Below are 18,218 nucleotides of genomic sequence, written 5' to 3'. Positions count from 1 at the left end.
CTACGAGGTGATCGGCTGCCGCGCGCTCACGACGAGGGCGTCAGCAGCACACGTTTCCTCTGTGGTTGCCGCGAAGGTCGACGTCGATTTCGTGTACGAGCGGGTCATCTGCAGGATTTCGATGGTGTAGTCGTCGAGGATCTCGCGGTGCCCCAAGGCTTCGACGGCCCGATGCTCGGGATCGTTGTACCAGGCCCGCATGTGCTCCTCGGTCTCGAAGTACGCGATCGCCAGTTCCCGGCCGTCCGGCACGTCGAACTTGTGCAAGGAAACGAAACCAGGCATCGACGACGCCCGTTCGAACATCCGCGCCCCGATCGTGGCGTACTCGTCGTTCTGCCACTCAGGACAGACCTTGCCCCAGAAAAGTGCTACGTACACGTCAACCTCCCGGCAACTGGTCCGCATTGACCGCCGCGAAGGATATAGCACTCGTGTCGACCGTCACAAGTACGCCATATGGGGCCAGGTCGACCAGGTCGGCGGTGACGTGAAGCCGAGGTTGCATATGGCGAACAGTTGACGACCGTCACGACAACGCTATAGATTCGCGGCTGCCGGCCACCGTGGCCGAGGGACGGAACCACACCTCAGGAGGAGCATTCATGGTTGTCGCGCCTGGGAAGTACCGGGTCATCTGATGGCCGTGGTCAACGTGCGCGCCGGCGGTCGCGTCATCGAGCTGGTCGAACCGAAGCGGTTCGCCACCCGGCCGCGCCCGGTGCCGGAGCCGGAGCCGGGTGAGGTCGTCGTGGTGATGCGGGCGCTCGGCCTGTGCGGCACGGACCTGCACATGTACAGCGGGCGTGCGGCGCGCTACCCGCACATCGTCGGGCACGACGGCGCCGCCGAGGTGGCGGCGGTGGGCGACGGCGTCACCCGAGTGTCGGTCGGGCAACGGGTGACGATCGACCCGGTCGCCCACTGTGGACAGTGCGAGCACTGCGTCGCCGGGCGTACCCAGCTGTGCCCGGACGGCGGGTACCTGGGCATGCTCGGTCCGGGCCTGCTCGCCGAGTACGTCTGCGTGCCCGAACGCCTCGTCGTTCCGTTGCCCGACCAGGTTTCCGACCTCGCGGCGACGGTGCTGGAGCCGGTTGCGGTGGCATTGCACCTGCTGAAGCGGGTACTGCCGGTGGTGCCGGAACCACTGCCGTGTGCGGTGGTGGGCGGAGGTCCGCTGGGGATCCTGCTGGGTCTGGTGCTCAAGCACCACGGCTACGCGCCGCACGTGTTCGAGCCGCACGCGGCCCGCCGGGAGCTCGCGGCGTCGGTCGGGCTGCCGGCGCACGCACCGGAGGCCGTCGACGTCGGTCCGGGTTCGCGGTTGATCGTCGAGACTTCCGCGGCTGCCGCCGGTGTCGCGCTGGCCGACGACCTGGCGACGCCGGGTTCGGTCGTCGCGCTGGTGGGTCGTGCGCCGCAGCTGATGGAGCCGGCCAGCGTGTTGCTCAAAGAGCTCACCGTGGTGGGTGTCAAGGGCGGTCCCGGCCAGTACCCCGAGTCGGTGCGGCTCGTGGCGGAAGGTGTGCTGGACCCGGAAGCGGTGATCACGCACCGGTTCGGGTGGGCGCAGGCGCAGGAGGCGTTCCGCGTGAACACCGACCGCCCGGAGAACGTGATCCGCGCGGCCCTGCACGGTCCGTGGTCGTGAAGCCCGAGGCCGTGCTCGGATACGGCTCTTCGCGCAGCCAGTTCGTCGAGCTCTGGCCCGTTCCGCCGCGCAGCCGCGGGCTCGCGGTGCTGCTGCACGGCGGGTTCTGGCGAGCTCGGCACGGCCTGGACCAGATGGATCCCCTGTGCGCGGACCTGACGGAGCGGGGCTGGTCCGTGGCGAACGTCGAGTACCGCCGCACCGACGGCGACGCCGGCGGCTGGCCCGGCACACTCACCGACGTGCTCGAGGCGATCGATTCCGTGCGGCAGCACCGGGATCCGGGCGGGCCGGTCGTCGCGATCGGACACTCGGCGGGCGGGCACCTCGCGCTGCTGGCCGCCGCGTCCGCGGCCGTGGACCTGACCGTGGCCCTCGCCCCGGTCACCGACCTGCCACGATCCGCGGAAGAGGGCCTCGGAGAGGGTGCGGCCCCGCTTTTCATGGGCACCACACCCGAAGCCGACCCCGGCTCCTACCGGGCCGCTTCGCCCCGGTTCCGCCTGCCGCTCGGCAAGCCGCACCTCGTCGTCCACGGCGACGCCGACGAACGCGTCCCGGTCGACCACAGCCGGGACTACGTCGCCGCGGCTCGGCACGCGGGGGACGCCGTCGACTACCTCGAGCTGCCTGACGTCGGTCACTTCGAGCTCATCGATCCGAGCCACCACAGTTGGATCGAGGCGCGAAGCTGGCTGGCGAACGCCGTTCGCTGAACAGCCGCATCCTTGCCGGCCCTGCGGCGCCGGCAAGGATGCTGGTCAACCCGCGGTTGACCAGCGCCCACCTTGGTGGAGGAGCTCGGCCGGTGAACGCGTGTCCGGCGCCTCCGGCGGTGATCGCGGCGACCCGATTCCCGGACGGCGGTAGCCTCCACTTAGCGACCGCTTAGCCGCCGGGGTGCGCGGCAGAACAGGAGGCCAGTGCTGTGAACTCGTTCAAGGACCGCGTGGCGATCGTGACCGGCGCCAGCCGCGGGATCGGCCTCGCCATCGCGAAGGGCCTGGTCGAGCGGGGCGCGAAGGTGTGCATCACCGCGCGGAAGCCCGAGCCGCTGGCCGAGGCCGTCGCCGAGCTCGGGGGCGAGGACTTCGCGATCGCCGTGCCCGGCAAGGCCGACGACACGGGGCACCAGGACGAGGCGGTCGCCAAGGTGATCGAGCGGTTCGGCAGGCTCGACATGCTCGTGAACAACACCGGCATCAACCCGGTCTACGGGTCCACGCTCGACATCGACCCGGCCGCCGCGGCGAAGATCTTCGCGGTGAACGTGCTGGCGCCGATCGCCTGGACCCGGCGGGCCCGCGACGCGTGGATGGGCGAGCACGGCGGCTCGGTCGTCAACGTGGCCTCGATCGCCGGCCTGCGCGCGTCGCCCGGCATCGGCATGTACGGCGTGAGCAAGGCGGCGCTGATCCGCCTGACGCAGGAGCTCGGCGCCGAGCTGGGGCCGAAGATCCGCGTGAACGCCGTGGCGCCGGCCGTGGTCAAGACCAAGTTCGCGACCGCCCTGTACGAGGGCAAGGAAGAGGAGGTCGCGGCGGCCTACCCGATGAAGCGCCTCGGTGTGCCCGAGGACATCGCAGGCGCGGTGGCGTTCCTGCTCTCCGACGACGCGGGCTGGATGACCGGCCAGACCGTGGTCCTCGACGGCGGCGTGACCCTGGGCGGTGGCCTGTGAGCGCCGGGGTCGTCATCACGGGTGGCGGCGGCGGGATCGGCCGGGCGCTGGCCCGGCGCTTCGCGGCCGACGGTGCGCGCGTGGTCGTGGCCGACCTCAACGGCGAAGCCGCGGCGGAGGTCGCCGCCGAGGTCGGCGGCACCTCCTTCGCCGGCGACGTCGCGAGCGAAGACGGCGTCGCGAAGCTCCTCGCGGCCGCCCGCGAGACGCTGGGCGAGATCGACGTCTTCTGCGCCAACGCGGGCGTCGCCCCCTTCGGCGACGAGCAGTCGACGGAAGACGACTGGGCCCGCACCTGGGACGTCAACGTGATGGCCCACGTCCGCGCCGCCAAGCAACTGCTGCCCGCGTGGCTCGACCGCGGCAAGGGGCACTTCATCGCCACCGCGTCGGCCGCCGGCCTGCTCACGACGCTGGGCTCGGCGCCGTACTCCGTGACGAAGCACGGCGCGCTGGCCTTCGCCGAGTGGCTTTCGGCGACCTACCGCCACCGCGGCATCACGGTGCAGGCCATCTGCCCGCAGGGCGTGCGCACCGCGATGCTGGAGAGCAGCGGCCCGCGCGGCCAGCTGCTGATGGGCGCGTCGGCGATCGACCCCGACCAGGTGGCCGACGCGCTGTTCACCGCCATCGACGAAGGCCGGTTCCTCGTGCTGCCGCACCCGGAGGTCGCGGATTACTACGCCCTGCGCGCCACCCAAACCGACCGCTGGCTCGGCGGGATGAACAAGCTGCAGCGCAAGATCGAGGCCCTGCCGGAGGACTGACCGGCCCGGACCACCCCGATGTGGCGTTGGTTGCGCCCAACGCACCCAATGCGGCGTTCGGTGCGTTGAGTGCACCGAACGCCACATTGGGGTGCTTCGAGCGTCGGCTGCCCGGCCGTGCCCGCCGGTGTGCCCGTTCCGGGTGCGCGGGGTTGACGCGCAGCCCGCGCGGTCTCTAGCGTCGCCATACCGACTGGTCGGTGTCCAAGGGAGGGCGCGGGATGAGCTGGTACGACGCGAAGCCCTGGCTCGCGAGCTACGACGAGCAGCGCGCCGCCGCGAGCGAGTTCACGCCGACCACGCCGCTGGTCACGTTCCGCCGCACCGTCGCGCAGGCGCCGGAGACCACGGCGCTGGCCTACTTCGACGCCCGGATCTCCTACCGCGAACTCGACGAGCTCTCCGACGCCTTCGCCTGCCACCTCACCGCGTCCGGGTTCGGCCGCGGTGAGCGGCTCGCGCTGGTGCTGCAGAACATCCCCCAGTTCGTGATCGCCCTGCTCGGCGCGTGGAAGGCCGGCGGGATCGTGGTGCCGGTCAACCCGATGTACCGCGCGGGCGAGCTGGGCCACGTGCTCACCGACGCCGGCGTGAAAGCGCTCGTCTGCTCGCAAACCGCTTGGCACGACTACATCGGCGCCCTCGTGCCGGACAGCTCCGTGACGATCGCCGTGACCACGAGCGAGCTCGACCTCCAGACCCGCGACGACGAGCGCGTGCTCGGCAAGGTGCGCCGCGAGGCGACGCCCGGTGCGGCCGACCTGCTCGGCGTCCTGCGCTCGACGCCCGGTGACCCGCCGCCCGACCCGGCGTTCGGCCTCGACGACGTCGCGCTGATCAGCTACACCTCCGGCACGAGCGGAAAACCCAAGGGCGCCACCAACACCCACGGCAACCTCGGCACCAACGCCGCGATCCTCGCCGGCGCCGGCCGCGTCGAGCCGGGGGCGACGGTGTTCGCGCTCGCGCCGCTGTTCCACATCACCGGGATGGTGTGCGAGGTCGCCTACGCCATCGAGATCGCCGGCACGCTGGCGCTCGCGTACCGCTTCGAAGCCGGCGTGGTGCTCGGCGCGCTGCTGGAGCACAAGCCCGCGTACATGGTCGGCCCGTCGACGGCGTACATGGCGCTGATGGCGCACCCGGACGTCACCCCGCAGCACTTCGCCTCGTTCGACGCGCTGTACTCCGGCGGCGCGGCGCTGCCCCCGGCGGTGGTCAACGCGTTCCGCGACCGGTTCGGCCAGTACATCCACAACGGCTACGGCCTCACCGAGACCACGGCCGGCTGCGTCGTGGTGCCCAGCGGTGTCGAGGCGCCGGTCGACCCGGCTTCGGGCACGTTGTCGATCGGGCTGCCGGTGCCGGGCGTGATCGTGCGGATCCTCGCCGACGACGGCACGGAGCTGCCGTTCGGCGAGGCGGGCGAGATCGCCGTCGAAGGGCCCATGGTCGTGCCCGGCTACTGGAACCGGCCCGACGCCACAGCCGAGGCGCTGCCGGGCGGGCGGCTGCTGACCGGCGATATCGGGTTCATGGACGAACGCGGCTGGGTCTACGTCGTGGACCGCAAGAAGGACATGATCAACGCCTCCGGGTTCAAGGTGTGGCCGCGCGAGGTCGAGGACGTGCTGTACACGCACCCCGACGTCCGGGAGGCGGCCGTGGTGGGCGTGCCGGACGAGTACCGCGGCGAGACGGTGAAGGCGTACGTGAGCGTGGCTCCGGGCGCGGCGCCCGATCCGGACGAGCTCGTGGCCTACTGCCGGGAGCGGCTGGCCGCCTACAAGTACCCCCGATCGGTCGAGGTGCTCGCCGAGCTGCCGAAGACCACGAGCGGGAAGATCCTGAGGCGCGAGCTGCGCGCCCGAGGTTAGGGAGGACGTGACGGTGGTCGAGACGGTCCGTGGTGCGGTGGAGCCGGCGGCGCTGGGCAAGGTGCTGATGCACGAGCACATTTTCGTGCTGAGTCCCGAGTTCGTGGCGAACTATCCGGAGCACGACGGGTTCGACGAGTCCGTGCACGTCCCGGAGGCGATCGCGAAGCTGCAGGCGCTCAAGGACGCGGGGATCGACACGATCGTGGATCCGACCGTGATCGGGCTCGGGCGTTACGTGCCGCGGGTGCAGAAGGTCGCGGCCGAGGTGGGGCTGCAGATCGTCGTGGCGACCGGGCTCTACACCTACAACGAGTTGCCGCACTACCTTTCGCTGCGCGGGCCGGGCACGATGCTCGGTGGTGACGATCCGCTGGTCGCGATGTTCGTCGGCGACATCACCGAGGGCATCGCCGGGACGGGTGTGAAGGCCGGAGTGCTCAAGTGCGCCACCGATGAGCCGGGCGTGACGCCTGGTGTGGAGCGGGTGCTGCGCGCGGTCGCGAAGGCGCACCGGGCCACGGGTGTGCCGATCATGACCCACACGCACGCGGGTACGCGGCGGGGGCTGGAGCAGCAGGACGTGTTCGAGTCCGAGGGCGTGGACCTGGCCCGGGTGCTGATCGGGCACAGTGGCGACTCGGCCGACCTGGACTACCTCACGGCCTTGGCCGACCGCGGTTCGCTGCTGGGTATGGACCGCTTCGGCGTGGACGTGTATCTGCCGTTCGAGCAGCGGGTGGCGACGGTCGCGGCGATGTGTGAGCGCGGGTACGCGCGCAGCATGGTGCTCTCGCACGACGCGTCGTGTTACTTCGACTGGCTCGAGGCACCGGTGCGTGAGGCCGTGCTGCCCAACTGGCACTACCTCCACATCACCAACGACGTGCTGCCCGCCCTGCGCGAACGCGGCGTGAGCGAAGCCGACCTCACCACGATGCTCGTCGACAACCCGCGCCGCCTGCTCGACCACGGCGGCGCGTACTGACCGGCCACGGCCGGTAGGCTGGCTGTTCTCTGAGTTCCCGGAGGGGGTGTGGCGATGACCCGGGCCGGCACGCGCAAGGCCGTCGTCTCCGACGAGTCGCCCGCGGTGCCTCGCCGCCTGCTTCAGCACGCGACGAAGCTCTTCGCGAAAAAGGGCTTCGACCGCACATCGGTGCAGGAGATCGTCGAGGCCGCGGGCGTCACCAAGGGCGCCATGTACCACTACTTCGGCTCCAAGGACGACCTGCTCTACGAGATCTACGCCCGCGTGCTGCGCGAGCAGACCTCCCAGCTCGAACGCGTCGCCTCCAGCGCGGCGCCCCTGCGCGAACGGCTGGCCGCCGCCGCGTCCGACGTGGTCGTCAGCAGCATCGACAACCTCGACGACAACACCATCTTCCTGCAGTCCATGCACCAGCTCAGCGCCGACAAGCGCAAAGCCGTGCGCGCCGAACGCCGCAAGTACCACGAACGGTTCCGCCGCCTGATCGAAGAAGGCCAGGCCTCCGGCGAGTTCCGCGCCGACAAGCCCGCCGACCTGGTCGTGGACTTCTTCTTCGGCTCGGTCCACCACCTCGGCACGTGGTACCGCCGCGGCGGCTCCCTGTCGGCGCGCGAGGTCGGCGACCAATTCGCGGACCTGCTGCTGTCAATGCTCCGGCCGTAGTTTCTGCCTCGGCTCCACCGAGGCGTGCGAGATCGCCTTGGAGCCGGCTTCCGAATTCAGCGGTCGGATCGGCCGGGGGCCGATCGCACCACTGAATTCGGAAACCGGCGCGATCTCGCGCTGTGCCGGGTTCGAGCACGTCCACCACGAAGGTGCTGTGCCGGAGTCCCGCGCGCTGCGGATCCTTTGGCCGGCGACGACTTCGCCCTGCCCGCCGCCAGGCCGACTGCCGCGGCGCCGGTCGCTGGTGAGTTGGCTGCGGTCGGGCCCGCATTGCGGTCGCGTCGAGTGCTACCGAGTTGGCTGCGGTCGGGCGGGTTGCCGGCGAGTTGGTTGTTGCGGGGTTGGCTGTGGCTGGGCGGTTGCCGCCGAGTCCGCCGCAACCGAACCCGCTGGTGCCGGGCCGGCTGCCGCCCTGGCCGGGTCCGGTGCCGCCGGGGTTGCGGCCGGCGTCCGCGACGGACATCGTCGGCGACCCGGTGGTTCACGTCAGCGGGCCTGCTGCCGACGTCCGTCGCGCTGTGGGCACTTCACTCCGTCGGCAGAATCACCCCGTGGTGTGTGAGGACGCGGGTGACGAAGGCCGTTTTGCCGGCGGTGTAGGCCTCGCGGTCGGTGGTTTCGGTGGTGAGGCGGTGTTTCAGGGCGGCGTACTCCGCGGCCAGGGCCGGGTCGGCGCGCAGGGCGTCGCGGAAGGTGCGTTGGGCGTGCCAGCGCGGGTGGCCGGCCGGGAGGACGTGGAGGTGGGCCACTCGGTGCTCGCCGGTGGCGTCGGGCAGGACGAAGAAGCGCCGCCACGGTGAGGCGACGTCCAGCGAAGGCGGGACGTAGGCCCAGCCGTCGGCCGCGAGAGCCGCGCCGGCGGAAATGACCACCACGTCGATGTCCGAAACCGAAGCCATCACGTCCACCACCGGTTTGGCCGCCAACCCGGGCACCGACGTGGACCCGACGTGCTCCACCCCGTCGACCAGCCACGGCTTCAGCACCACAGCCAGCCGCGCGCACAGTTCGGCACCGCGCGCCGGCCACGCGGGGTCGGGTGCGGTGACGTGCGGTTTCTCGTAAGCCCAGGCCGGAGGTCCACTCACAGCCGGCACGCTACCGGCGGGCACCGACAGTTTCCGTCGGTGCCCGCCGGGGGTTTCACGGGCGAGGTGGCGTCCGGTCGGTCGGCACTGTTTCATCCGCCGGGTCGAAGGGCAGGTAGGTCGTGCCCAGCCGGGGCGCCCAGCCGATCGTCAGCGGGGGCACGGCCGGGGTCTCCGCGTGCTGCGGGAGGAACCCGATGTCCACCGGGGTCGAGAAGTCCACGGTCAGGAACCGGGTGGGTTCGGTGACGCTCACGAGAGTGCCCTCCGGATCGCTTCCTCACCCAGGATCGGGTCGTTGGTCGGGTCCTCGACCGCCGGGGCGAGTGCGCGCGGCGCGAGCTTCGGGGTGAGGGTCCCGAAGACCGGGTCCGGCGGGGCCGCGGTGTGGTACTCGGGGAAGTGGGCCTGGTAGTCGACCATGGACTGGACCAGGGCGGGCTCCGCGAAGCGCGGTCCCCAGAACTGGGCCGAGATCGGCAGGCCCGCGGTGTAGCCGACGGGGAAGCTCACCATGGGCCAGCCCAGCGCGTTCGGCACCTGGTAGTACGCGCGGTACACCGGGAAGCCGGGGCCGCCGCCGGCACGCTGGCCGATCACGTCGCCCAGGGCCAGGACGAGCATGAAGTCGACGCCGGCGTCCTCCAAAGCCTTGGTGTAGTTGGCGATGAGCCGGCGCCGCCGCTGTTCGCCCTCGTAGCGGACGGAGGCGGGGATGCCGCCGTTGAAGCGGTCGGCGCTGGCGAAGCTCGCCGCCGCCTCGCCGGGGGCGCGCCGGCCGTACTGGCTGGTCAGGGTGGCGACGGCGTCGGCCGTCGGGATGCCGCTCGCGCAGAAGTCCGCCACCGCCGCGACAAACCGGACCTCGTAGCGGTTCGCGTTCACCACCGCGGCCGACGGCGACACCGGCGAGCCGTCCACCGTCGCCAGCACGTCCGCCGACGCGAAGTACGGGTTCTGCGCGGGGTCGGTCATGTCCAGACCGGGGAACTCCTTCACCTGCGCGCCCAGGCTCTTCAGCTGGCCCACCAGCCGGTTGAACGCCTTCAGGTGCTCCGCGCCGTAGGTGTCCTGCGGGCTGACGCCGGTCTTGATGGTGCCGCCCACGTTCATCCAGTCCGTCTGCGGGATGCCGATCGTCAAGCCCCGCAACGGAGTCCGCCCGGGCCGCGGCGACGACGGGATCGCCGGGAACGGCAGGGGTGCCGAGAGCGTCTGCGGGTCGTTCACCGCGTCCGGGCCGAGGATCGTGCTCAGGATGAGCGCCGAGTCGCGGGCGCTGCGGGAGATCGGGCCGAGCACGTCGTAGCCCGGCGAAAGCGGCATGAGCCCCGCGATCGACACCGTGCCCAGCGACGGCTTGATCCCGCTGGCGCCGTTCGCGGCCGACGGCATGATGATGCTGCCGCCCGTCTCCTCGCCGATGCAGGCCGCGGCCAGCCGCGCGACGGGCGCGACCCCCGAGCCCTGGCTCGACCCGCCCGGCACGTGCGACGGGCTCCACGCGTTGCCCGCGAACGTGCCGGTGATCGAACCGGAGAAGGCCGAGCAGATGGTGTTGCCCAGCAGCACCACGCCGGCCGCCCGCAGGCGCGCGACGACCGTGGCGTCCTGCAGCGCCTTGTTGCCGGTGAACGCCGGGCTGCCGTCCTGCGCGTTCAGGCCTTTGATGCCCACGGAGTCCTTGATGCCCATGGGGATCCCGCACAGCGGCGACAGGTCGCCACCGTGCCGGCGCCAGGTGGAGATCCGCTGGTCGGCGGCTCGCGCGGCGGCCAGCGCGCCGGCGGTGTCGACGCGCACGAACGCGTTGTACGCGCCGTTGTCGCCGTAGACCTCGAAGGGACCGTTGAGCTTCGAGATCCGGCTGAGGTAGGCCTGGGTGATCTCCACGCTGGACGTGCGCCCCGCGCGCAGCAGCGCGGCGAGCTCGGTGATCTCGTAGTCCACGAGCCGGCCACGGTGGGGAATCTGGCTCACCGACGGCAACGCCGGCCCGCCGGCCGGCGCCGCACTCGCCGGCGCCGCTCCCAGCGTGAGGGAAAGGGTGCCGCCGGCGACCGCCGCGCCTGCGCCGCCGAGCACGGATCTCCGCGTGAGTCTTCCTGGTTGTGCCACGTACTGCCTCGCTTCTGAACCGGTGGGGAAGGGCAGGCGAGACGCTAGGACCCCCTGGTTGCGGGCGAGTTTTCGTGTATTGCGAGCACATTTCGTGTTCAGACACACCGGACTGTGGTGCCGTGAGGTCCGGCCTGCTCGGGCAAACACCGTGCCTTCGGCGGCAACGGGCTCCCGCGCTGAGTGTCCCCGGTCGCTCCCGCGACGACCCGTTCCACCACCCGCGACCTTCGGCATCGCCGGCCCCCTGACCGCTCGGCCGGCCAGGGCCTGCCGACACTGGCCGGCCAGGCCTGCCACGCTGGCGGGATCGGCGTCCGTGCACCGTTCGCAAAACCCGCAGGCCGACTTCACCAGTCGTCGGCCAACAGGCCTTCGACCTGCCGCTCAGCCGGCTGCGGTGGCTCGCCGAAGGTGACTGGGTGCGATCGGGTTGTGAGGTGAGCTAGTACCGTTTCAAGTGGTCCAGCAGCCGCGGCACGATGAACTCCCCGGCCTCCTCCGGAAGCCAGTGGCTGGCCCCCTCCACCACCTCGAACTCGTACTCGCCGTCGACGTACGAGCGGGTCAGCTCGGCGGCCGTCCGGCCCAGGTACGGGTCTTCGCTGCCCCACAGGTACAGCGTCGGCACGGAGATGCGCCCGGCGGGGATGTCGAACTCGCTGGCGGCCGGGCCGCGGTACCAGTTGAGCGTGGCCGTCAGGGCGCCCGGCTCGGTCAGGCGCGTGATGTTGCGTTCGACCAGGTCGGCGGGCACACGGTCGCCGTACGCGGCGCGTAGTTCGGCGGCGTCGTCGGCGAGGAGGGAGGCCTCGGCGCGGCCGTCGAGGTGGCGGAAGAAGCGGACGTAGCCGAGGTCGCGGAACTGGCGCGTGTCGTCGGTGGCGGCGCGGTGCAGCGCGGCGGGGTGCGGGGTGGTCAGGATCGTCAGCGAGCGCAGCTGGTCGGGGTGCGCACTGGCGAACGCCCAGCCGACCATGCCGCCCCAGTCGTGCGCGACGAGGTGGAAGCGGTCGGACCCCAGCGCCGCGGCGAAGGCGATCACGTCGGTGATGAGGTGGCGCACCGAGTACTGGTCGACGTCGAGCGGCCGCGCGCCCGAGGCGTAGCCGCGCTGGTCGACCGCGACGGCGCGGTAGCCGGCCGCGCCCAGCGCCGCGAGTTCCGTGGTCCACGAATCGGCGAACTCCGCCCATCCGTGCAGCAACAGGACGAGCTCCCCGGACTCGGGGCCGGCAGCGAGCGCGCTGTGCCGGTGGGTGCCGACGGTGATCGTCAGCTGCTCGGTGCCCGGGACCATGATCACCAGGCTAGGAAGCCGAAGCTTCCGGCCACCACAGGAAAAAGTGCACTCTTGCCGCCTGTTCGTACGTGCCGGGCACCACCGTCCACAGTGTCCACCACGGGCGCGGGCCCCGCCAGCCGAAACGGCGGGCGGGGCCCGGAAAAACGACGTCAGGCAGGCAGGTCCACGAGATCCGCCAGCCGCGCGCGGTGCCGGCCCGGAGTGCCGAACGCGAGCTCGTCGCTCTTGGCGCGCTTGAGGAACAGGTGCGCGGGGTGCTCCCACGTCATGCCGATCCCGCCGTGCAGCTGGATCGCTTCCTCCACGGCGTGCACCGCGATCGGCGCGACGCGCGCCTGCGCCACGGCCACCGCGATCGGCACGTCGAAGCCGCCGGCGAGCGCGTCGGCCGCGTACCGCGCCGTCGCGCGCGCGTTCACCAGGTCGGTGTACAGGTTCGCCAGCCGGTGCTTGAGCGACTGGAACCCGCCGACCGGGCGCCCGAACTGGTAGCGGCCCTTGAGGTAGGTGACGGTGGTCGTCAGCGCCCACTCCGTGAGCCCCGTCTGCTCCGACGCGAGCAGCCCCGCCGCCGTGGTCAGCGCGGTGTCCAGCGCCGCCTCCGCGGCCGCGCCGCTCACGACCAGCCGCGCCGCGGCGTCGGTCAGCTCGACGTCGGCCACGCGCCGCGTGAGGTCCAGCGACACCAGCTCGGTCACCTGGGCCGCCGAGGCCTCCACCGCGTACAGCCCCGGCCCGTCGGGCCCGGTCGCGGGCACCACGAGCAGCTCGGCCACGGACGCGTCGACGACCGTGCCGGCCCGCCCGCTCAGCGTCCCGTCACCGTTCACGGACACGGTCGCCGGGAACGCCGCACCCGGCGCGGTCGACAGCGGCACGGCCAGCGCACCCGTCAGCTCACCGGCGGCGAGCCGGGGGAGCAGCTCGGCCGCAACGTCACCGCCCGCGGCCAGCAGCGCCGACGTCGCCAGCACCGCACTGCCGAGGAACGGCACCGGCGCCACACTGCGTCCCAGCTCTTCGAGCACCACGGCCGTCTCCCGCGCCGAAGCGCCGTGCCCGCCGAGCTCCTCGGGCACCATCAGCCCGGCCGCGCCGAGGTCGGCGGCGAGCGTCTTCCACAGCTTCAGGTCGTAGGGCTCCGAGGTCTCCACCCGCGCCAGCAGCGCCGCGGGTGAGGCCCGGTCGGTGAGCAGGTCGCGCACCGACGCGCGCAGGTCCTCCTCGACGTCGGAGTACAGCAGGTCCGGGGTGGGCAGCTCGCTCATCGCGGCAGGTCCTTCCAGGCGACGTCCTTGTCCACCCGCGGCTCGGACGGCAGCCCCAGCACGCGTTCGGAGATGATGTTGCGCAGGACCTCCGAGGTCCCGCCCTCGATCGAGTTGCCCTTCGCGCGCAGGTAGCGGTAACCCGCCTCGCGCCCGAGGAAGTCGACCTTCTCCGGCCGCCGCAGCGTCCAGTCGTCGTAGCGCAGGCCCTCTTCGCCGAGCAGCTCGATCTCCAGCCCGGTGAGCTTCTGGTTCAGCTCGGAGAACGCCACCTTCATCGCGGAGCCCTCCGGCCCCGGCGCACCGGCCGTGAGCTGCTGGCGCAGCCGGGAAGCGGCCAGCCGCAACGACTCGGCCTCCACCCAGTGCTGCACGAGCCGGTCGCGCAGCTCCGGCGTGCGCAGCTCGGGCCGCTCGCGCCAGGTCTTCGCGACCATGCCGATCAGGCCGCCTTCACGCGGCAGCGCGTTGCCGCCGATGGCCACGCGCTCGTTCATCAGCGTGGTCTGCGCGACCTTCCAGCCCTCGCCGACGGCGCCGAGCCGCTGGGTGTCCGGGATCCGCACGCCGGTGAGGAACACCTCGTTGAACTCGGCCTCGCCGGTGATCTGGCGCAGCGGCCGCACCTCGACGCCGGGCGCGGTCATGTCGCACAGGAAGTACGTCATGCCCTGGTGCTTCGGCACGTCCGGGTCGGTGCGCGTGACGAGGATGGCCCACTGCGAGTTGTGCGCACCCGAGGTCCACACCTTCTGCCCGGTCACGACCCAGTCGTCGCCGTCGCGCACCGCGCGCGTGGCCAGCGCGGCGAGGTCGGAGCCGGCTCCCGGTTCGCTGAACAGCTGGCACCACACCTCCTCGCCCGTCCACAGTGGACGCAGGTAGCGGCTGCGCTGCTCGTCGGTGCCGAACGCGAGGATCGTCGGCGCGGCCATGCCGAGGCCGATGCCGATGCGGCGCGGGTCGTTGTCCGGCGCGCCGGCCGCGGCGAACGCGCGGTCGACCACCGGCTGCAGCGCGCGCGGCGCGCCCTGGCCGCCCAGGCCCTCGGGGAAGTGCACCCACGCCAGGCCCGCGTCGTAGCGGGCGCGCAGGAACTCGAGCCGGTCGGTGGTCTTCGGGTCGTGCGCGGCCAGGAACCCGGCCACCTGGGCCTGGAGGTCGTCGGGGGTCATCGGCCGGCCTCCGCCCGGTACTTCTTGAGCTCACGCCGCGCCAGCGAGCGCTTGTGCACCTCGTCCGGGCCGTCGGCCAGGCGCAGCGTGCGCACGCCCGCCCACAGCTCGGCCAGCGGGAAGTCCTGGCTCACGCCACCGGCACCGTGCGCCTGCACGGCCTTGTCCAGGATCCACTCCACCGTGATCGGGGTGGAGATCTTGATGGCCTGGATCTCGGTGTGCGCGCCCTGGTTGCCCACGGTGTCCATCAGCCACGCGGTCTTGAGCACCAGCAGCCGCTGCTGCTCGATGCGCACGCGCGACTCGGCGATCCAGTCCTGCACCACGCCCGACTCGGCGATCGGCTTGCCGAACGTCTCGCGCGAAAGCGTGCGGCGGCACATGAGCTCCAGCGCCCGCTCGGCCATGCCGATCGCGCGCATGCAGTGGTGGATGCGGCCGGGGCCCAGGCGGGCCTGGGCGATCGCGAACCCGGCGCCCTCGTTGGCGATCAGGTTCTCGGCCGGCACGCGCACGTCCTCGAACAGGACCTCGGCGTGACCGCCGTGGTCGCCGTCGGTGTAGCCGAACACGTGCATGCCGCGCTTGATGGTCACGCCCGCGGCGTCGCGCGGCACCAGGATCATGCTCTGCTGCTGGTGCGGCTGGGCGTCCGGATCGGTCTTGCCCATCACGATCATGATCTTGCAGTTCGGGTTCATCGCGCCGGAGATGAACCACTTGCGGCCGTTGACCACGTACTCGTCGCCGTCGCGGCGGATGCTGGTGGCGATGTTGCGCGCGTCGGACGAGGCCACGTCGGGCTCGGTCATCGCGAACGCGGAGCGGATCTCGCCGTCGAGCAGCGGCTGCAGCCACTGCTTCTTCTGCTGCTCGCTGCCGAACATGTGCAGCACTTCCATGTTCCCGGTGTCCGGCGCGGCGCAGTTGACCGCGGTCGGCGCGAGCCGGGGGCTGCGGCCGGTGATCTCGGCCAGCGGCGCGTACTGCAGGTTGGTCAGGCCCGCGCCGTCCGCACCGGGCAGGAAGAAGTTCCACAGGCCGCGCTTGCGCGCCTCGGCCTTGAGCTCCTCCACCACCGGCACCGACGACCAGGGGTTCTCGCGCTCGGCGAGCTGCTCCTCGAAGACCGGTTCAGCGGGGTAGACGTGCGAATCCATGAACTCGAGCAGCTGCCCGCGCAGCTCCTCGGTGCGCGCGTCGAACGCGAAATCCATGACTACTTCTCCTCTTTGAGCGTCTCGTAGCCGTGCGAGACGAGCGGGGCCACGGCGTCGCCGATGCCCTCGAACCCGGACCCGACGGTCTGGCCCTTGCTGTAGCGGAAGTAGATGCCTTCCAGGATCACTGCGAGCTTGAAGAACGCGAAGCTCACGTACCAGTTGAGCGCCGACACGTCGCGGCCGGAGCGCTCGGCGTAGCGGGCGACGACCTCGTCGGGGCTCGGGTAGCCCGGCGCCGAGCTCGCGTTGGACACCATCTGCAGCGACACCTTGTCGCGCTCGGCGTAGGCCACCATCAGCGCGAGGTCGGTGAGCGGGTCGCCGAGGGTGGACATCTCCCAGTCGAGCACCGCGGTGATGCGGTCGTCGCCGTCCACGAGCACGTTGTCGAGCCGGTAGTCGCCGTGCACGATCGTGGCCGGGCCCGACGTCGGCAGCTTCGCGGCGAGGCTGTCGTGCAGCTCGTCGGCGCCGGGCAGCTCGCGGCTGCGGGAGCCGTCGAGCTGCTTCTTCCAGCGCCGCAGCTGGCGTTCGAGGAAGCCGTCGGGCCGGCCGAAGTCGCCGAGCCCCACCGCTTGCGGGTCCACGGCGTGCAGGTCGACGAGCGTGTCCACGAGCCGGAACCCGATCTCGCGCGTGCGCTCGGCGCCCAGCTTCTCGAGCTCGGAATCGGTGCGGTACGGCGTGCCGGCCACGAACTCCATCACGTAGAACTGCGCGCCGAGCACGTCGGCGTCCTGGCACAGCACGACGGTGCCCGGCACCGGGACCGCCGTGCCGGCCAGGCCGGAGATCACCTTGAACTCGCGCGCCATGTCGTGCGCCGTCGGCAGCACGTGCCCGAGCGGCGGCCGGCGGACGACCCAGCGGTGCGTGCCGTCGCCCACGATGTAGGTGAGGTTCGAGCGGCCGCCCTGCACCACCTCGGCGGTCAGCTCGCCGGTGACCAGGCCGGGCCGCTGCTCGTCGAGGTAGGCGCGCAGGCGGGCCAGGTCGAGTCCTGGCGGGTCGGACGGGGTCATCGGGCCTCCTCGGGGGTCACCGGGCCACGCTACCGACTAGTCGGTATGTCGTACAGTCACCGGCCCGGGTGTCCCCGGGCCGGGTGCCTTTCGCGTGGTCAGGCGGGTTGTCGGGCGGTGTCGTGGGTGGTTCAGGCGATCATGCGGGCGACGAACTCGGCGACGCAGGCCGGCTTGGCCTCGCCGTCGATCTCGACGGTCCACCGCACCACAGCCTGCTTGCCACCGGGCACGTCGGTCACCTCGAGCAGGTCCGCGCTGCCCCGCACCTTCGCCCCGACCTTCACCGGCTGCGGGAACCGCACCTTGTTGAGGCCGTAGTTGATGCCCATCTTCAGGCCGTCGACGCGGTAGACCTGCGAGCCGAAGTGCGGCAGCAGCGAAAGCGTGAGGAACCCGTGGGCGATCGTGGTGCCGAACGGTCCAGCCGCGGCCTTCTCGGTGTCGAGGTGGATCCACTGGTGGTCGTCGGTGGCGTCGGCGAACTGCTGCACCCGCTCCTGCGTGACGGTGAGCCACTCGCTCTCGCCGAGGTGCTCGCCCGCCGCGGCGGCGAACTCGTCGACGTTCGTGAACACGCGCATGGCCATCAGTCCTTCGGTCCGCCGGCGACGTAGATGACCTGGCCCGAGACGAAGCCCGCGCCCTCGCTCACCAGGAACGAGGTCACGTTCGCGATGTCGTCCGGCGTGCCCACGCGCTGCACGGGGATCTGCGACGCCGCCGCCTTCTTGAAGTCCTCGAAGTCCATGCCGAGACGCTCGGCCGTGGCCGCGGTCATGTCCGTGGCGATGAAGCCCGGCGCGATCGCGTTCGCGGTGACGCCGAACTTGCCCAGCTCGATGGCGAGGGTCTTCGTGAAGCCCTGCATGCCGGCCTTGGCAGCGGAGTAGTTGACCTGGCCGCGGTTGCCCAGCGCCGAAGTGCTGGACAGGTTCACGATCCGGCCCCACTTCTCCTGCGTCTGGTACTTCTGCACGGCACGCGTCATGAGGAACGAGCCCTTGAGGTGCACGCCGAGCACCGAGTCCCAGTCGTTCTCGGTCATCTTGAACAGCAGGTTGTCGCGCGTGATGCCGGCGTTGTTGACCAGCACGGTCGGCGCGCCGAGCTCCTCGGCGACACGGGTGACGGCGGCCTCGACCTGGTCGGCGTCGCTGACGTCCAGCGAGACGCCGACGGCCCGGCCACCCTCGGCCACGATCGCCTCGGCCCCGGCCTTCACCGCGGACTCGTCGAGGTCCAGCAGGCCGACGGCGAACCCGTCGGCGGCGAGGCGCCGAGCGACGGCGGCACCGATGCCGCGGCCGGCTCCCGTCACGATGGCAACCCGGGCGGGGGAATCGGTCACGAGGACCCTCCTCATCGTTGAGAAACAG

18 protein-coding genes are annotated in these 18,218 nt (G+C 71.5%); 7 read left to right on the top strand and 11 right to left on the bottom strand.

Translation table 11 applies throughout. The features are described 5' to 3' along the window. The gene (locus AB0878_RS39350; RefSeq protein ID WP_366586214.1) at nt 1-381 is read right to left on the bottom strand and encodes a hypothetical protein; all 381 of its coding nucleotides are present in this window, start codon (nt 379-381) and stop codon (nt 1-3) included. A gap of 259 nt (nt 382-640) precedes the next feature. Between AB0878_RS39350 and AB0878_RS39345 the strand changes: the two genes are divergently transcribed. The 7 genes from AB0878_RS39345 to AB0878_RS39315 all read left to right on the top strand — a co-directional run bounded on the left by AB0878_RS39345 (nt 641) and on the right by AB0878_RS39315 (nt 7,633). Further along, on the top strand, nt 641-1,654 hold the full coding sequence (locus tag AB0878_RS39345) for an alcohol dehydrogenase catalytic domain-containing protein (protein WP_366586212.1): 1,014 nt from the start codon (nt 641-643) through the stop codon (nt 1,652-1,654). Next, nucleotides 1,651-2,370, top strand: coding sequence for an alpha/beta hydrolase (locus tag AB0878_RS39340; RefSeq protein WP_366586210.1), 720 nt, complete (start codon nt 1,651-1,653; stop codon nt 2,368-2,370). The genes AB0878_RS39345 and AB0878_RS39340 overlap by 4 nt, the downstream gene beginning before the upstream one ends. Nucleotides 2,371-2,582: 212 nt before the next feature. Then, nucleotides 2,583-3,335, top strand: coding sequence for an SDR family oxidoreductase (locus AB0878_RS39335; protein WP_366586208.1), 753 nt, complete (start codon nt 2,583-2,585; stop codon nt 3,333-3,335). Beyond that, on the top strand, nt 3,332-4,102 hold the full coding sequence (locus AB0878_RS39330; RefSeq protein WP_366586206.1) for an SDR family oxidoreductase: 771 nt from the start codon (nt 3,332-3,334) through the stop codon (nt 4,100-4,102). Before AB0878_RS39335 ends, AB0878_RS39330 begins: the two co-directional genes overlap by 4 nt. Before the next feature lie 221 nt (nt 4,103-4,323). Further along, nucleotides 4,324-5,979, top strand: a complete 1,656-nt coding sequence (locus AB0878_RS39325; RefSeq protein ID WP_366586204.1) for an AMP-binding protein — start codon at nt 4,324-4,326, stop codon at nt 5,977-5,979. 13 nt (nt 5,980-5,992) lie between these two features. After that, nucleotides 5,993-6,967 carry a phosphotriesterase-related protein gene (locus AB0878_RS39320; RefSeq protein WP_366586298.1) on the top strand — a complete coding sequence of 325 codons (975 nt, stop codon included), beginning with the start codon at nt 5,993-5,995 and terminating at the stop codon, nt 6,965-6,967. A 54-nt stretch (nt 6,968-7,021) separates the two neighbouring features. Beyond that, nucleotides 7,022-7,633: a TetR/AcrR family transcriptional regulator gene (locus AB0878_RS39315; RefSeq protein ID WP_366586202.1), complete on the top strand. Its 612-nt coding sequence runs from the start codon at nt 7,022-7,024 to the stop codon at nt 7,631-7,633. 530 nt (nt 7,634-8,163) lie between these two features. Here the strand turns inward: AB0878_RS39315 and AB0878_RS39310 are convergent. From AB0878_RS39310 to fabG, 10 genes are all read right to left on the bottom strand, one after another. After that, nucleotides 8,164-8,724 (bottom strand): GrpB family protein, encoded by a 561-nt coding sequence (locus tag AB0878_RS39310; RefSeq protein WP_366586200.1) that lies wholly within the window; start codon nt 8,722-8,724, stop codon nt 8,164-8,166. Nucleotides 8,725-8,779: 55 nt separating this feature from the next. Further along, the gene (locus AB0878_RS39305; protein ID WP_366586198.1) at nt 8,780-8,980 is read right to left on the bottom strand and encodes a hypothetical protein; all 201 of its coding nucleotides are present in this window, start codon (nt 8,978-8,980) and stop codon (nt 8,780-8,782) included. Beyond that, entirely contained in the window at nt 8,977-10,809 is a 1,833-nt protein-coding gene (locus tag AB0878_RS39300; RefSeq protein WP_366586196.1) for an amidase, read from the bottom strand. The genes AB0878_RS39305 and AB0878_RS39300 overlap by 4 nt, the downstream gene beginning before the upstream one ends. A 478-nt stretch (nt 10,810-11,287) precedes the next feature. Then, nucleotides 11,288-12,142, bottom strand: a complete 855-nt coding sequence (locus AB0878_RS39295; RefSeq protein WP_366586194.1) for an alpha/beta hydrolase — start codon at nt 12,140-12,142, stop codon at nt 11,288-11,290. Between the two features lie 155 nt (nt 12,143-12,297). Then, nucleotides 12,298-13,416 (bottom strand): acyl-CoA dehydrogenase family protein, encoded by a 1,119-nt coding sequence (locus tag AB0878_RS39290; RefSeq protein ID WP_366586192.1) that lies wholly within the window; start codon nt 13,414-13,416, stop codon nt 12,298-12,300. Beyond that, on the bottom strand, nt 13,413-14,591 hold the full coding sequence (locus AB0878_RS39285) for an acyl-CoA dehydrogenase family protein (protein ID WP_366586190.1): 1,179 nt from the start codon (nt 14,589-14,591) through the stop codon (nt 13,413-13,415). Before AB0878_RS39285 ends, AB0878_RS39290 begins: the two co-directional genes overlap by 4 nt. After that, entirely contained in the window at nt 14,588-15,811 is a 1,224-nt protein-coding gene (locus AB0878_RS39280; RefSeq protein ID WP_366586188.1) for an acyl-CoA dehydrogenase family protein, read from the bottom strand. Before AB0878_RS39280 ends, AB0878_RS39285 begins: the two co-directional genes overlap by 4 nt. A 2-nt stretch (nt 15,812-15,813) precedes the next feature. After that, nucleotides 15,814-16,839, bottom strand: coding sequence for a phosphotransferase family protein (locus AB0878_RS39275; RefSeq protein ID WP_366586186.1), 1,026 nt, complete (start codon nt 16,837-16,839; stop codon nt 15,814-15,816). A 131-nt stretch (nt 16,840-16,970) separates the two neighbouring features. Next, nucleotides 16,971-17,423, bottom strand: a complete 453-nt coding sequence (locus tag AB0878_RS39270; RefSeq protein WP_366586184.1) for a MaoC family dehydratase — start codon at nt 17,421-17,423, stop codon at nt 16,971-16,973. A 5-nt stretch (nt 17,424-17,428) separates the two neighbouring features. After that, nucleotides 17,429-18,190, bottom strand: coding sequence for a 3-oxoacyl-ACP reductase FabG (gene fabG, locus AB0878_RS39265; RefSeq protein ID WP_366586182.1), 762 nt, complete (start codon nt 18,188-18,190; stop codon nt 17,429-17,431). Nucleotides 18,191-18,218 lie beyond the last annotated feature (28 nt).

The organism is Amycolatopsis sp. NPDC047767, assembly GCF_040704195.1.
In the GTDB taxonomy this organism is placed as follows: Bacteria; Actinomycetota; Actinomycetes; order Mycobacteriales; family Pseudonocardiaceae; genus Amycolatopsis.
The sequence above is the reverse complement of the archived record's forward strand: the minus strand, read 5'-3'. Positions and strand labels throughout refer to the sequence as shown.